This window comes from Streptococcus caballi DSM 19004 (assembly GCF_000379985.1).
GTDB lineage: Bacteria > Bacillota > Bacilli > Lactobacillales > Streptococcaceae > Streptococcus > Streptococcus caballi.
Map to the genome: position 1 here is coordinate 90,269 of NZ_KB904085.1, position 15,165 is coordinate 105,433.

At 40.6% G+C, this 15,165-nt stretch carries 14 protein-coding genes; 2 read left to right on the forward strand and 12 right to left on the reverse strand.

Annotated elements, in window-relative coordinates; all coding sequences use genetic code 11:
* Nucleotides 1-30: 30 nt before the first annotated feature.
* From ffh to A3GS_RS0107075, 3 genes are all read right to left on the reverse strand, one after another.
* Nucleotides 31-1,602 carry a signal recognition particle protein gene (gene ffh / locus A3GS_RS0107065; RefSeq protein WP_018364724.1) on the reverse strand — a complete coding sequence of 524 codons (1,572 nt, stop codon included), beginning with the start codon at nucleotides 1,600-1,602 and terminating at the stop codon, nucleotides 31-33.
* 326 nt (nucleotides 1,603-1,928) lie between these two features.
* Entirely contained in the window at nucleotides 1,929-2,261 is a 333-nt protein-coding gene (locus tag A3GS_RS0107070; protein WP_018364725.1) for a putative DNA-binding protein, read from the reverse strand.
* Nucleotides 2,262-2,693: 432 nt separating this feature from the next.
* Entirely contained in the window at nucleotides 2,694-3,392 is a 699-nt protein-coding gene (locus tag A3GS_RS0107075) for a GntR family transcriptional regulator (protein ID WP_018364726.1), read from the reverse strand.
* 194 nt (nucleotides 3,393-3,586) lie between these two features.
* Between A3GS_RS0107075 and guaA the strand changes: the two genes are divergently transcribed.
* Nucleotides 3,587-5,149: a glutamine-hydrolyzing GMP synthase gene (gene guaA, locus A3GS_RS0107080; RefSeq protein ID WP_018364727.1), complete on the forward strand. Its 1,563-nt coding sequence runs from the start codon at nucleotides 3,587-3,589 to the stop codon at nucleotides 5,147-5,149.
* A gap of 64 nt (nucleotides 5,150-5,213) precedes the next feature.
* Here the strand turns inward: guaA and A3GS_RS0107085 are convergent, their stop codons facing one another.
* The 9 genes from A3GS_RS0107085 to A3GS_RS0107125 form a co-directional block, all read right to left on the reverse strand.
* Nucleotides 5,214-6,959, reverse strand: a complete 1,746-nt coding sequence (locus A3GS_RS0107085; RefSeq protein WP_018364728.1) for an ABC transporter ATP-binding protein — start codon at nucleotides 6,957-6,959, stop codon at nucleotides 5,214-5,216.
* Nucleotides 6,946-8,682: an ABC transporter ATP-binding protein gene (locus A3GS_RS0107090; protein ID WP_018364729.1), complete on the reverse strand. Its 1,737-nt coding sequence runs from the start codon at nucleotides 8,680-8,682 to the stop codon at nucleotides 6,946-6,948. The genes A3GS_RS0107085 and A3GS_RS0107090 overlap by 14 nt, the downstream gene beginning before the upstream one ends.
* An 11-nt stretch (nucleotides 8,683-8,693) precedes the next feature.
* Nucleotides 8,694-9,296: a lysozyme family protein gene (locus A3GS_RS0107095; RefSeq protein ID WP_018364730.1), complete on the reverse strand. Its 603-nt coding sequence runs from the start codon at nucleotides 9,294-9,296 to the stop codon at nucleotides 8,694-8,696.
* Nucleotide 9,297: 1 nt separating this feature from the next.
* Complete coding sequence (locus tag A3GS_RS0107100; RefSeq protein ID WP_018364731.1) at nucleotides 9,298-10,275, reverse strand: nucleoid-associated protein; 978 nt, start codon at nucleotides 10,273-10,275, stop codon at nucleotides 9,298-9,300.
* Nucleotide 10,276: 1 nt separating this feature from the next.
* Entirely contained in the window at nucleotides 10,277-11,536 is a 1,260-nt protein-coding gene (gene glyA / locus A3GS_RS0107105; RefSeq protein WP_018364732.1) for a serine hydroxymethyltransferase, read from the reverse strand.
* A gap of 123 nt (nucleotides 11,537-11,659) precedes the next feature.
* On the reverse strand, nucleotides 11,660-12,262 hold the full coding sequence (locus tag A3GS_RS0107110; protein ID WP_018364733.1) for an L-threonylcarbamoyladenylate synthase: 603 nt from the start codon (nucleotides 12,260-12,262) through the stop codon (nucleotides 11,660-11,662).
* Nucleotides 12,255-13,085: a peptide chain release factor N(5)-glutamine methyltransferase gene (gene prmC / locus A3GS_RS0107115; RefSeq protein ID WP_018364734.1), complete on the reverse strand. Its 831-nt coding sequence runs from the start codon at nucleotides 13,083-13,085 to the stop codon at nucleotides 12,255-12,257. The genes A3GS_RS0107110 and prmC overlap by 8 nt, the downstream gene beginning before the upstream one ends.
* Nucleotides 13,085-14,164 carry a peptide chain release factor 1 gene (prfA, locus tag A3GS_RS0107120; protein ID WP_018364735.1) on the reverse strand — a complete coding sequence of 360 codons (1,080 nt, stop codon included), beginning with the start codon at nucleotides 14,162-14,164 and terminating at the stop codon, nucleotides 13,085-13,087. Before prfA ends, prmC begins: the two co-directional genes overlap by 1 nt.
* A 39-nt stretch (nucleotides 14,165-14,203) precedes the next feature.
* On the reverse strand, nucleotides 14,204-14,773 hold the full coding sequence (locus A3GS_RS0107125; protein WP_018364736.1) for a thymidine kinase: 570 nt from the start codon (nucleotides 14,771-14,773) through the stop codon (nucleotides 14,204-14,206).
* 134 nt (nucleotides 14,774-14,907) lie between these two features.
* Between A3GS_RS0107125 and A3GS_RS0107130 the strand changes: the two genes are divergently transcribed.
* Nucleotides 14,908-15,093, forward strand: a complete 186-nt coding sequence (locus tag A3GS_RS0107130; RefSeq protein WP_018364737.1) for a 4-oxalocrotonate tautomerase — start codon at nucleotides 14,908-14,910, stop codon at nucleotides 15,091-15,093.
* The last annotated feature ends 72 nt before the right edge of the window (nucleotides 15,094-15,165 follow it).

A 15,165-nucleotide genomic window follows, 5' to 3' on the forward strand; every position in this document is an offset into this window, starting at 1 on the left:
ATTCAGTTAGTCCTCGCGATAGATTTTTGTTTATTTACGTTTTTTCTTAGCTTTTTTTATTTTATTAGCTTGGCGTTTCATGGCTTGCTTCATAGCAAATTGTCCGACTTTGCCTTTTAATCCGCCACCAAACATTTGGCTCATATCCATATTACCACTTAAAGATGATAAATCTGGCATGCCACCTTGTCCCACCATTCCTTCAAGAGCTGACATATCCATACCGTTCATATCTGGCATATTTTTTGGCAAGTTATTTGGATTAACACCCATTTGTCGCATCATCTTATCCATATCACCATCACCAGACATGACACCTTGCATCATTTGCTTGGCTTGATTGAAATCTTTGATAAATTTATTGACTTCGACAAATGAGTTTCCCGAACCTGCAGCAATACGGCGACGGCGGCTTGGGTTGAGCAAATCAGGATTTTCACGTTCTTCTAGTGTCATTGATGACACAATAGCGCGTTTACGAGCGACAGCTTTTTCATCAACTTTAAAGTTTTTAAGCGCTGGGTTATTTGCCATACCAGGGATCATTTTGAGCAAATCTTCCATTGGGCCCATATTCTGAACTTGATCAAGCTGGTCGATGAAATCGTTGAAATCAAAGGTGTTTTCACGCATTTTTTCTGCGAGTTCCAATGATTTTTTCTCGTCATATTCTTGGCTGGCTTTTTCAATCAATGTCAGCAAATCACCCATGCCAAGGATACGGCTAGACATACGGTCTGGGTGGAAGGTTTCAATATCCGTAATTTTTTCACCAGTACCAGTGAATTTGATTGGTTTACCAGTGATTTCACGGATTGAAAGTGCAGCACCACCACGTGTATCACCGTCAATCTTAGTTAAAACAACCCCTGTGATATCCAATTGTTTGTTGAATTCATCAGCGACGTTGGCAGCTTCTTGACCAATCATGCTATCAACAACCAAAAGAATTTCATTTGGATTTGCTAAAGCTTTAACATCACGGAGTTCTTCCATGAGTTTTTCGTCAATTTGCAAACGACCAGCCGTGTCAATGATAACGTAATCGTTGTGATTTTCTTTGGCTTGTGTCAAACCATTTGTCACGATTTCAACAGCTGAGTGGTCGGTTCCCATGTCAAAAACTGGGACATTGATTTGACTACCAAGTGTTTTTAATTGGTCAATAGCCGCTGGTCGGTAAATATCGGCAGCAATCATCAAGGGGCGTGCATTTTCATCTTTAATCAGCTTGTTAGCTAATTTCCCTGCAAATGTTGTTTTACCAGCACCTTGGAGACCGACCATCATAATGATTGTTGGGATTTTAGGGGATTTTTCAAGTTCAGCAGTCTCAGACCCCAAAATAGCTGTCAATTCTTCATTGACAATTTTAATAATTTGTTGTGTAGGGTCAAGCGTATCAATAATTTCGTGACCGATAGCACGTTCACGCACACGCTTGATAAAAGTTTTAACAACTGGTAATGAAACGTCAGCTTCAAGAAGAGCCAGACGAATCTCTTTCGTGACCTCTTGAACGTCTTTTTCAGACAACTTCTTCTTTCCGCGAATATTTTTGAAAACGCCCTGTAAGCGTTCAGTTAAACTTTCAAATGCCATATTTTATCTCCATTAAAATTCTTTATAAAATTAACGATAAACACCGTCCTCGAGATGCCTCCCCACCCATGACTGCGCACGCTACTTTATTGCTGACGCTAGCTTCTAGCAGAACAACAGCTGCGTCATTGTCTTGCGCAAATGAGAAAACTGTTTTACTCAACTAAAACACTAAGAACAAAACCATGATTTACGAGCTTCCTCAGCAAACATATAAATCATTGGGGAAATGCCCCCTTTTTCAACGGTAAATACCAAATAACTCAACTACCAATACCAATATTGTTATTTTGCATCAATCAAATCATTTGTTTGTTCTCTTCAGTTTATTCTCGGTTATCAATACTGCTAAGAATGGTAATCTGCTCTGTCAAAAATGAGTCATCAGGATATTTTGATAAAATCTCATCAAAAATCTGACTGCGGACAATATAATCCGAATACATGTGCAGCTTCCTTTCGTAAGCTTCTAAAATCTTTTCAGTTCGTTTAATATTATCATAAACTGCTTGGCGGCTGACGCCAAATTCCTCAGCAATCTCTGCCAGACTGTAATCATCTGCATAATAAAGCTCAATGTAGTTCATCTGCTTATCTGTCAGTAAAGCTGCATAGAACTCAAATAGAACATTCATACGATTGGTTTTTTCAATTTCCATAAGCTCTATTCTATCATATTTTTTGGGCTTTTAATAGTCAAAAATCGAGCAATATTTCACATAATTAAATTTATGTTAACTAAAAACCCTTATAAATGATTCATTTTTAGAGAGGCGACTGACAGGCGGTCTTGAGCAGGATATGGAGCTAATAAATCAGCATCGGTACACAAAATAACACACGGGCCTCTATCTTTATTTAAGCAGTCAGGAGGCTGGTCAAAAACAATCATCTGTCTGGGATATGCCAGCAGATCAGACCAATTTCCGAATTAAGTCACTTTTTGAAAGCCACAGATCTGCGACCTATATCCATGCAGGGATGGTAGTCTTCACACCGAAATTGTTTGTGAAAAATAGGTTGCATTCTTCATGACTTCCTTTGGATGAGACAGCTAAAAATTTTAACATAGATAAAATTATGTAAATATATTAGCTATTTTCTAAATAAAATTCAAAACGGTCGCCGACGTACTGGCTGTGAACGTATTCAAAAGGCCTACCGTCTGTAAAATAGGACACCTGAGTCAAAGCCAAAAGGGCATGTCCGCGACTAACCGATAAAAAATTAGCAACACGTTCGCTTGCCGTCTTGGCGTATATAGTCTGCTGACTTTTCCCAATTTCAAAACCGTTTTCAGTCAAAGTCTTGAAAAAATGTTCAGTAATGTCTGTGCGTTGGAATCCCTTAATTAATTTTTCAGGAATAGCTGCTACTTCAAAAACTAGGGGAACATTGTCTGCATAGCGCACGCGCTCCATACGAATCACGTAGTCGAACTTCTTAAGGCCGAGCTTTTGCATTTCAGCTTCGCTGGCTAGTTTACGCTGATAAGAGATAAGTCTGCTGGATGGCGTCTTACCTTGTGAGCGAACAATGTCAGTAAAACTAGTTGTCCCACGCATTTTTTCTTGCACACGGTGACTGGCCACATAAGTCCCACTACCCGCACGGCGCTCCAAAATGCCCTCATCAACCAAAAGGGTTACTGCTTGACGAAGCGTCATTCGACTGACACCAAATGTATCCGCCAAATCACGCTCACTAGGTAGACGTTGCCCAATTTTCCACCTTTCTTGGTCAATTTCTTTCTTGATAGCATTATGGATACTGATATAAGCGGGTGTCATTGATCTCTCCTTCGTATTCTTTGCCTTATTTTATCATATTTTTGAGAAAAATAGCAAAGCGATGTCGCTAGTTTTGGTTCTCTTTCTCAACATTTTCAAAAGCTTTGATATTTCTACTGATAAATCTGCTGTTTTATGCTAAAATAGACTCAGTACTGTCAGGCAAAAGCCTGACAAAAATAGAAAGGATAACAATGACTGATAATTCTACTTTGAACGATGTTCAAAAAATCATTGTTCTTGACTATGGTAGCCAGTACAACCAGCTGATTGCACGCCGTATTCGTGAATTTGGTGTCTTTTCTGAATTGAGAAGTCACAAGATTACTGCTGACGAGGTGCGTGCCATCAACCCTATCGGTATTGTGCTATCTGGCGGACCAAACTCGGTTTATGCTGACAACGCTTTTGGCATCGACGAAGAGATTTTTGAACTTGGTATTCCAATACTAGGAATCTGTTATGGTATGCAGTTGCTGACTGACAAGCTTGGTGGGAAGGTTGTCCCAGCCGATCAAACAGGAAACAGTGAGTACGGTCAATCAACACTTAACTTGCGTGCAGAATCTTCTCTTTTTGCCGATACTCCCAAAGAGCAAGTTGTCCTCATGAGTCATGGGGATGCTGTCACAGAAATTCCAGCTGGTTTCCACTTGGTAGGGGATTCTTCAGATTGCCCTTATGCCGCTATTGAAAATACTGATAGAAAAATCTATGGTATTCAGTTCCACCCAGAAGTCCGTCATTCCATTTATGGAAACGAGATTTTGCGTAACTTTGCTTTCGGTATTTGTGGTGCTAAAGGTGACTGGTCAATGGATAACTTCATTGATATGCAAATTCATGAAATCCGCCAAAAAGTTGGTAAGCGTAAAGTTCTCCTTGGTCTGTCTGGCGGTGTAGACTCTTCAGTCGTTGGTGTCCTTTTGCAAAAAGCTATCGGTGATCAGCTGACTTGTATCTTCGTTGACCACGGTCTTCTCCGTAAAAATGAAGGCGACCAAGTCATGAATATGCTTGGCGGTAAATTTGGTCTCAATATCATTCGTGTAGATGCTTCTAAGCGTTTCTTAGACCTTTTAGCAGACATTGATGATCCTGAGAAAAAACGCAAAATCATCGGTAACGAATTTGTTTATGTCTTTGATGACGAAGCTAGCAAACTCAAAGGTGTGGATTTCCTTGCTCAGGGAACGCTCTATACAGATGTTATCGAATCAGGAACTGAAACTGCTCAAACCATCAAATCTCACCACAATGTCGGTGGCCTGCCAGAGGATATGCAGTTTGAGTTGATTGAGCCACTCAACACTCTTTTTAAAGATGAAGTTCGTGCGTTGGGTACAGCGCTTGGAATGCCTGATGAAGTTGTTTGGCGTCAGCCATTCCCGGGGCCAGGACTTGCTATCCGCGTTATGGGTGCCATTACCGCTGAAAAACTCGAAACTGTTCGCGAATCAGATGCCATTCTCCGCGAGGAAATTGCCAAAGCAGGTCTTGAACGCGATGTATGGCAATACTTTACTGTCAACACCGGTGTTCGCTCAGTTGGGGTTATGGGGGACGGTCGTACTTACGATTACACGATTGCTATCCGCGCCATCACTTCTATTGATGGTATGACAGCCGACTTTGCTCAGCTACCTTGGGATGTCCTCAAGAAAATCTCAACTCGTATCGTTAACGAAGTTGACCACGTTAATCGCATAGTCTATGATATCACTAGCAAACCACCAGCAACTGTTGAGTGGGAATAATCAATATTAAAAGCTCTGAAATAAAGATTTCGGAGCTTTTAATTTTTTTGTGTGAGATTAAATTCTACAGACTACTTACATCCTGAGCTGTCTGCATTTGATAGTAGACACCTTTTTGCGCCATGAGTTGAGTGTGATTACCGTACTCAACGATATTACCATCAACCATGACTAAAATTAGGTCTGCACTTCTAATGGTTGATAAGCGGTGAGCGATGATAAAGCTGGTTCGTCCTTTCATAAGCTTTTCAAAAGCTTCTTGAATCAGTATTTCAGTCCGTGTATCAATGGAGGAGGTTGCTTCATCTAAAATCAGCATTTTAGGAATTTTGATAAAGATTCTGGCGATGGTCAATAGCTGATGCTGTCCTTGCGACAAGGAAGAACCTGCGTCGGCCAGATAAGTATCATAACCTTGTGGTAACTGACGGATAAAAAAGTCTGCATTAGCTGCCTTGGCTGCTGCGACTACTTCTTCACGGCTGGCATCTGGATAACCATAAGCGATATTGTCATGAATGGTCCCTGTTTTAAGCCAGGTTTCCTGCAAGACCATACCAATTTGTTTACGAAGGTCTTCAACAGCATAATCGCTAATAGGCACACCGTCTAACAAGATCTGGCCGCCATCAACTTCGTAAAAACGCATGAGAAGATTGATGAGGGTTGATTTTCCAGCCCCTGTCGGCCCAACGATAGCAACCTTGGAAGCCGCTGGAATATCCAATGTCAGATCTTTAATCAAAGGCTTGTCTTTGAGATAGCCAAAGGATACGTGATTGAAAGAAACCTGTCCTTTTAATTTTTGAGCATCCAACTTTGCTTTGACAGGCAAAACTTGGTAACCCTCATCCAAAATCATATAAAGTCGATCTGCACAGGCAAGGGCACTCTGCATTTCCGACAAAACTGACGAGATATCATTGAAAGGCTTGGTGTACTGATTGACGTAATTGAGGAAGGTGGTCAACTGTCCAACGGTAAAGGCACCGGACATAATTCTCAGTGCTCCCACTCCCGCCAAAAGCCCATAAATGAGGCTGTTGATAAAGCGGGTAGATGGATTGACGGCAGAGGAATAAAATATGGCTCCTTGCGAATAGTCGGCATAGGTTATATTGATTTTGGTAAAGTCAGAGATGCTTTGCTCTTGGGCATTGAAAGTCTGCAAGAGACTTTCTTGCGTAATCATTTCCTCAATAAACTGAGTTTGTCGTCCTCGCGACTGAGTTTGATTTTGATAAAGCGTGTAGCTTTTATTTGCAATAAAACGCGCCACAAATAATGATAAGGGGGTTAAAATCAGTACCAAGAAAAGCATGAGAAAATCAATGTCAGCCATAGTGATGATGGTAATGATAATTGTCAAAATACCAATAAAGAATTGGTTGAAGACCATGAGTAGGCCATTGCTAAGTTGCTCAGTATCTGTCGTGACGCGGCTAACCAAATCTCCAACGCTTTTCCTATCCAAGTAAGAAATGGGAAGCTGATTCAGTTTGACCATGACCTTCTGACGGAATTCAGAGATAAGTCGAAAGACCAGTTTATTATAAATCAAAGGATTGAGCCATTGGATGAGGGTATTGATCAAAATAACTACAACCATTTTGATCAAAATAGGGAGAAGTAATTTGAGAGAATTAGGCTTCAAAACCACATCTACAGCATTCCCGATTAAGATTGGAAGATAGACTGTCAAAACAACTTGGATGACAGTGCCCAGCATTGCCCAGACAATTAGACGTTTCTGAGCTATCAAATCCTTGACTAGGCGTTTGCTAGTTTGACCTTGATTAGATGCTCTCATTTCCCTTCTCCTTCCTATGCTGCGAGTAATGAATGGATTGATAAAGTTCATTGTTTGCCAGTAATTCATCGTGGTTAGCAAAACCAGCCTGTTGCCCTTTATTAAGTAAGAGAATCTTATCTGCTGATTTCAAGCTATTAGTCCGTTGCGAAATCATGATAACTGTCGTTCCTTGAAGATTTTCTTTTATGGCCGACAGGAGTTTAGCTTCTGTCAAATAATCCAAAGCTGAGGTAGAATCATCCAAAATTAAAAACGGTGCTGGCTGTAAAAGCGCTCTGGCAATGGTCAAGCGTTGCCTTTGTCCTCCAGAAAAATTACGACCGAAAGCTTCGACAACTTCATCAAGTTGTCCTTCTCTCTCAGTCACAAAATCGCTAGCCTGCGCAATATCAAGTGCCCACCACAGCTCTTGATCACTGACCTCTCGTTCTAGTCCTAAAGTCAAATTAGAACGGATACTGCCTTGAAAAAGCTCTGCTTTTTGCGGAACGACCCTAACCCACTGACGCCACTGCCTAATAGTTTGGGGAGATTTATTCTTTTGGAAAATCGCTAAGCTGCCTTCTTGAGGCGTATAGAGGTGATTGAGCAGCTCTACCAAAGTTGACTTGCCAGAACCTGTCCCACCAATAATCCCTAAGAACTGGCCACTTTGAAGAGTAAAATCTAAGTCTTTCAAAGCTGCTTCAGCCGCCATTGGATAGGTAAAAGATATGTGATTGAGAACCAAAGCATGGCCATTTGACTCAAATATTTCAAGGTCGCCATCCAGGTTTTCGGATGGCTTGTCAAAAACTTCTACGATACGTTTGGCACTTATGAAGCTCTGATTAAGAGAAGTTACTAGCATGGTCATCTTCAAAAGTTCGGTCAGGATCTGAAGCAGGTAATTGACCAAAGCAATCAGCATCCCTTGTGACAACAGTTTATCTGATACTTGAATACTTCCATTCCAGATGACTATGAGGAGAGTCACATTGACTACTAGGTAGGTCAGCGGAGTGACTAGGCTAGACAGACTTCCTGCCTTTAATTGTAAGTCTGTGTAGTCTTGATTGAGCTGAGCAAATTGTTTTTCTTCATTATCAACTTGATTGAACGCTCGGATAACACGAACCCCTTGCATTTGTTGTCTAGTCAGATTGACAATCTTGTCTGTTGCTAAACGAATTTTAGCATAGAGAGGATTAAGCAAGCGTGACATGACAAAAACGATTATAAAAAGGACCATGACCATTCCCCAAAACCAAAGAGTCATCTTTGAACTGATTGTAAAGGACATGATAATGGCTCCGAAAACAATGATAGGGGCTCTCAAAAAGAGACGAAGAAATTGGTTGATTCCTGTCTGAATTTGATAGGTATCACTGGTTAGGCGAGTGACTAGACTTGATGTTGTCAGCTCATCGCGGTCTTTTTTGCTAAGAGACATAATTTTGACAAAAAGATCTTGGGTTAGCTGCTTGGTGTAGCCAACTGCCGATTTTGATGAGAAATACTGGGCTGTTAGAGAGACTATAACTCCCACACTGGCTAAACCAAATAGGAGTAAAATCATCAGTAAAAGCTGACTTTTATCATGATGAGGAATGATACTATCAACAATTCTCGCGATGATAACAGGAATTAGAAGTTCAAAAGAAGCTTCTAATAATTTAAAAAAGGGGCCTAAAATAGTTTCTTTTAGATACCCTTTAAAATATTGACTTAACTCTTTCATTTTGACACTTTCTAAAAAAGACTCATAATTTCAATCAAGTATAGGTTAAAGTGAACTTCGCGTGCATAGTAAATGTTGCCACCATTTTTATATAATTTTCCGCCTGAGATTAAGGCTAGGGGATGATGATAAAAGTAGGTTTCCCCGCTCGTGTTACCAAGACTTGGTGCGACAACATCACGTGAGTATGTCTTAGCTAATTCAATGGTATTTTTATTCCCATGCTTAGCCACGTAGTCGATATAAGCTGTGCCAAAATTGTAGGCTTGAACAGCCGTCCAGACATCAACTTGTGACTTATTAGCTTGAGTCAAATTATTAGACAAGACAGTCACACCTTGTTTGATGCTGGTTTGGCTATCTGTAATAGAATTGGCTACACCACTGGAACTTTCACTTGACTGCATAACGTCCTGAGAGGCTCCCTTGGTCTCAGTATAAATCATGGCTAAAACTAGTTCAACATTGGTGTCCGTGTTATTGTCAGCCAGCGTTTTGGAAACAAGTTCCTTATACTGCATGACATTTTTAACATTTTCATGCACGACATAAAGATGATAGCCACAAAAAAGAATAATAATGACTAAAATAAGTCGTCGTATTAATTTAAACATTTTATTTATTCTGAATATCCTGTATGTTTTTAATCAAAATGGAGTAGGTTCCGTCTTGATTTTGGATAAATTCCACCGATTCTGCATCCTGATAAACATTGTTTGGCACAATCAGCTCAATACCGTTTGATAAAGACAATTTCTGACTTTCCAATTTTTTAGTTTGTCTTGAATAATCCACATCTGCAACCGTTATAGGTTCTGGAATGACTTCTTTCAATTCATCAACGAAGGTTAGTCTGGCCGTTAAATTATCATCAAAGAGTTGGTCAGCCAATTTTTCAGGTGAGAGCTCTTGCTCCTCTTCCAAATTGTTATAGATAGCCGATTTCATCTTAGACTGAAAGGCAAAATCATCTCGATTGAAATTTTCTGCAATTTTTTGAGCCGTCTGTTCCACTAGCTTGATAGATTTTTTGATTGATTGCTCAGGTTGAACTTGCAAAAGATTTTCAGAAAAATAATTAGCAAAGCTACCATTGTGCTTGATACGCTTTTCAATCAAATAATAGTTATGATTGCGGCGATTGATGACCAAAGCTTCGTCAGGCGTCTGAGCTGCACTTGGCAGGTTATTTTGCGTCACCTTGATAGGTACTTGGTTGTCACCTGCAATATGGGTTAAGTTCTCTCTCAAAGCAATGCGTAGAAAAGCAAAATGTTCCACACCTTCTTTGTCAAATTGAATAAAAACAAGGTCGTTCGTTTTCTGGTCTTCAGAAATGACAAATTCTTCCTTCCAAAGCTGGGCAATCTTAAGAGATGATTCCATCAAATCATCTCTTAAATTGCTTAAAAAAACATTGTCGCTGTCAAAAGAGCCGCGTTTAGCTTCATCTGAGAAAACCTTGTCTAATTTCTTGCGGAAATACTCATCCAATCTTGGCGTGATTTCCAAGAAATTATCTGAAAAAATTAGCTCGGTATCATTTGGCGTAAATTGGTGGACAATGATGCGTCTTAAGTATAAATCCATCATCTTACAAATTCTCGTAAAGTGGGAAAGCGTCTGTCAAGGCTTTGACTTCTTGTCGAACTTCTTCTAAAATAGCCTCGTCTTGGTAGTTTTCAAGAGTTTTAACCATTAGCTCTGCGATTTGACGAGCTTGGTCTACGCCCATACCACGACTAGTGATGGCTGGGGATCCAATACGAATCCCTGATGTCTTAAATGGTGACAGGGTTTCAAATGGAATGGAGTTCTTGTTGAGTGTGATATTGACACTTTCCAAAATATTTTGTGCTAATTTTCCGTTTTCCACGACCTTAGTCACATCAACGAGGAAGACGTGATTGTCTGTTCCACCTGAAATAACATGGAAATTCTCGTGTTGATTGAAAACGTCTGCCATTGCTTGGGCATTTTTGATGGTATTTTCACCATATTCTTTGAAGGCTGGATCTAAAGCTTCTTTAAGTGCGACAGCTTTTGCCGCGATGACATGCATCAATGGGCCTCCTTGTAAACCTGGGAAAACAGCTGAGTTAATTTTTTTAGCGATAGCTTCATCATTAGTCAAAACAAGTCCGCCACGAGGTCCCCGAAGAGTCTTATGGGTCGTTGTTGTGGTGACATGTGCATAAGGTACAGGACTTGGGTGATGACCAGAAGCCACAAGTCCTGCGATGTGTGCCATATCAACCATGAAGTAGGCACCAACTTCGTCAGCAATTTCGCGGAATTTAGAGAAATCAATAGTACGTGAATAAGCTGAAGCACCAGCCACAATCAATTTAGGATGAACCTCATGGGCGAGCTCGCGAAGTTTATCATAATCAATCTCTTCTGTCTCAGGATTAACAGTATAAGGAATGAAATTATAAGTCTTACCAGAGAAGCTGACTGGTGAGCCATGTGTCAAGTGACCGCCAGCTGCTAAATCCATTCCAAGAACAGTATCTCCCGGTTCAATCAAAGCCATGTAGGCTGCGGCGTTGGCCTGACTACCTGAATGCGGTTGAACATTAGCAAAAGCTGCACCAAACAATTCTTTGGCACGTTCAATAGCCAAATTTTCGGCCACATCAACGCACTCTGTTCCACCATAATAACGTTTGCCAGGGTAGCCTTCCGCGTATTTATTGGTCAAAACGCTTCCCTGTGCAGCCATAACTGCTTTAGAAACAACATTTTCAGAAGCAATCAGTTCAATATTATTTTGTTGGCGAACTTCTTCAGCATGAATAGCCGCCCAAAGTTCGGGGTCAAAAGCTTCAAAATTATCTTTATCAAAAATCATTGAGGGGTCTCCTTTACTATAAAAACGATATGCCTATTATACCACATAAAAGAGATGAAAATCCTCATCAGGCTATGGAAAATAAAATGAATTTTCTAAAATAAAGAAAAAGCAGGCCTTAGCCTACTGTCTATTTTCAAAATTTAGTTGAGGAAGAACTTGTAAGATCTGTTCTTGAGTTATGGCTCCCTGGCGCAAGATTTTTGCTTGGTCACCAGATAAATCTACGATAGTAGAATCAAGTCCCGTAAGAGCAGCATTATCCTCCAAACCTGTCACTTGTCCGCCAAATTGCTTGACAATATCTTTAAAAACCTTACCACTATCTTGACCGGACAGATTAGCTGACGGACCAATCAGTGGTCCCAGTTCTTTGATTATCTCCAAAGTCTTGGGATGATTTGGCACTCTAAAACCAACGGTAGGCAGACCAGAATTAATCCAGCTTGGGACCTGATGATTGGCCTGCAAAATAATAGTCAGTGGTCCAGGCAAAAAAGTATCATAAAGCTTTTTCAAATCGTAAGGCTGATTTTGGGAATAAGCCATGATGGTCTCAAAATCAGCTACATTGAGATTCATCGCCTTGTCCAGTGGACGATTTTTTAAATCGTAAACATGCTGAACAGCTTCTTTATCCAGAGCCTTAGCAAATAAACCATAAACAGTCTCAGTTGGCAGCACAACTGCGCCCCCGTTTGCCAAAATTTCTCTTAAATCATCCATTATCCATCACAACCATTCTATCTTTTCCAAAGGTATCCTGTAAAACTCTGACACGCTTTTGCGGAAAGTTAGCTGTTATCATTTGAGCCACCATTTGACCTTGCTTGTAGCCAATTTCAAAGTAGAGTTTTCCTTGCTCAGTCAAATAAGCTGGCGCTTCTTCTATGATTTTGCGGTAAATGGCATAGCCGTCATCGTCCGCAAAAAGCGCTAGATGAGGTTCAGAAGACAAAACATTTAGGCCCACCTCATCTTTATTACTTCTGGAAATATAGGGTGGGTTAGAAACGATGATATCAAACTTATCAGTGACATCGCTAAACACGTCTGATTGCAAAAAGTCAATGTCAACGTGATTGACTTGTGCATTTTGCTCAGCGACAACAAGAGCGTCGCTAGAAATATCTAACGCGCTCACGCGCCAGCCTGGTTGGGATTGCTTGAGTGAAATAGCAATGGCTCCGCTACCCGTTCCAATATCCAAAATAGATAAGCCAGCTCTGCTATTTTCCGCCAAAATCAAGTCCACCAACTCCTCCGTTTCAGGCCGTGGAATGAGCACGCGCTCATCCACTGTCAAAACCAAGTCACGAAAGTAAGCCTTACCTGTGATATATTGAGGCGACTGATGTTTTTTTAGTTTATCAACGATTGCAGCCAGCAGTTCCTGATCTGCTTGAGTTACTTCTTGACTTTGCTGTAGGAGAAAATCAAGATTATTCCACTCCTTTAGCTCACGAAAAACAAAGAGCAGATTTTCCCTGTCTTCACCTACTGCTTCTAACTCTTCCTCATAGTGAGTAAAAAGTTGTGCGTAATTCATTATTTATTCAACTCTTCTAATTTTTGGGTTTGATCGTAAAGAACGAGAGCATCGATGACTTCGTCCAGTTTACCAGATAAAATCGTGTCCAATTTTTGTAAAGTCAGGCCGATGCGGTGGTCAGTCACACGATTTTGTGGGAAATTGTAGGTACGGATACGCTCAGAACGATCACCAGTTCCTATAGTTGATTTACGCTCAGCGTCTTGTTCATCCTGTGCAATTTGCGCAAAGTGGTCAGCCACACGCGCACGAATAATCTTCATAGCCTTGTCACGATTTTTCTGTTGCGTACGTTCTTCCTGCATTTCAACCTTGATTCCTGTCGGAATATGGACCATACGAACAGCTGTCGCAACCTTGTTAACATTTTGTCCGCCAGCTCCAGAAGCATGATAGATATCCACACGAAGATCTTTAGGGTCGATTTCGTATTCCACCTCTTCCACTTCTGGCATGACAAGAACAGTAGCCGTCGAGGTATGGACACGGCCCTGACTTTCTGTAACAGGGACACGTTGCACACGATGAGCACCAGATTCGTATTTCAATTTAGAGTAAACAGACTGACCAGAAACCATAGCGACCACTTCCTTGATACCGCCGACGCCATTGATGGACGACTCCATAACCTCGAACTTCCACCCCTGACTTTCTGCGTATTTTTGGTACATGGTTAACAAGTCGCCTGCAAAAAGCGCTGCTTCATCACCACCCGCGGCACCTCGTATTTCCAAGATGATGTTTTTATCATCATTGGGATCCTTTGGTAAAAGCAGAATTTTCAGCTTTTCTTCGTAATCTTCCTTGGCTGCCTTAGACTCCTTGAGCTCTTCCTTAGCCATTTCTTCCAATTCAGGATCGCCACCAGCGTCTTTAATCATTTCTTCTGCGTCAGCGATGTTTTGGATGATTTGCTTGTATTCACGATAAGTCGCCACTGTTTCACGAGTATTGGCCTCCTCGCGCGATAATTCCATAAAGCGCTTAGTATCAGATACCACATCTGGATCCGACAATAACTCGCCTAATTCTTCATAACGGTCTTCAACCGCCTGCAACTGATCATAGATATTCATTTTTCTTTTCTCCTTTGTAAAATAGCAGAGCTGCTTAGATTAGATGTCTGGGTGGAAATAATGCTTACGGCAAACGGGAATGTAAGTTTCGTTACCACCGATTTGAATTTGGTTGCCTTCGTAAATAGGCTTGCCATTTTCCGTACGCAATACCATGGTTGCCTTTCTAGAACAAAACTGACAAATGGTTTTGATTTCATCAATTTTGTCTGCTAAAAGTAAGAGGTATTTAGAACCTTCGAACAATTCATTTTGAAAATCGTTTTTAAGTCCAAAAGCCATGATAGGCACGCCTAATTCATCAACTATGCGTGCAAGATCATAAACATGATTTTTGGTCAAAAATTGACTCTCATCAATTAAAACACAGTAAGGTTTTTCAGGCATCTTGTCAATATAAGCAAAGACATCCATATCATCCGTAATCGCCACAGCTTCACGCCGCATCCCAATCCGACTAGAAACGACTCCAAAGCCATCACGCGTATCAAGCGCCGATGTCATGATGACAACAGGCTTGCCCTGCTCTTCATAATTATGAGCCACTTTCAAAATTTCAATGGTCTTCCCTGAATTCATGGTCCCATATTTATAGTATAATTGAGCCAAAACAGATTACTCCTACCTTTTTCTAGTATCCTTAACATTTTACCACAAAAGAAGCACTTTGACACTTCATAAATAATGGGCCTTTTATTAATTTTATGATAAAATGAAACTATCAAATCTAAAGGAGTGTTACTATGCCATTTGTTAAAATCGATTTATTTGAAGGTCGTACCGAGGAGCAAAAGATTGAGCTTGCGCGTGAAGTAACCGAAGTTGTTTCCCGTATTGCTAAAGCTCCAAAAGAAGCTATTCATGTCTTCATTAACGATATGCCTGAAGGAACTTACTATCCACATGGTGAAATGAAAAAGAAAAACTAAAACAATGCTTTTAACTCAGTTGCGGAATCTCTATCAGATATTTTTGATAGAGATTTTTTGTGCCTTCGTGGA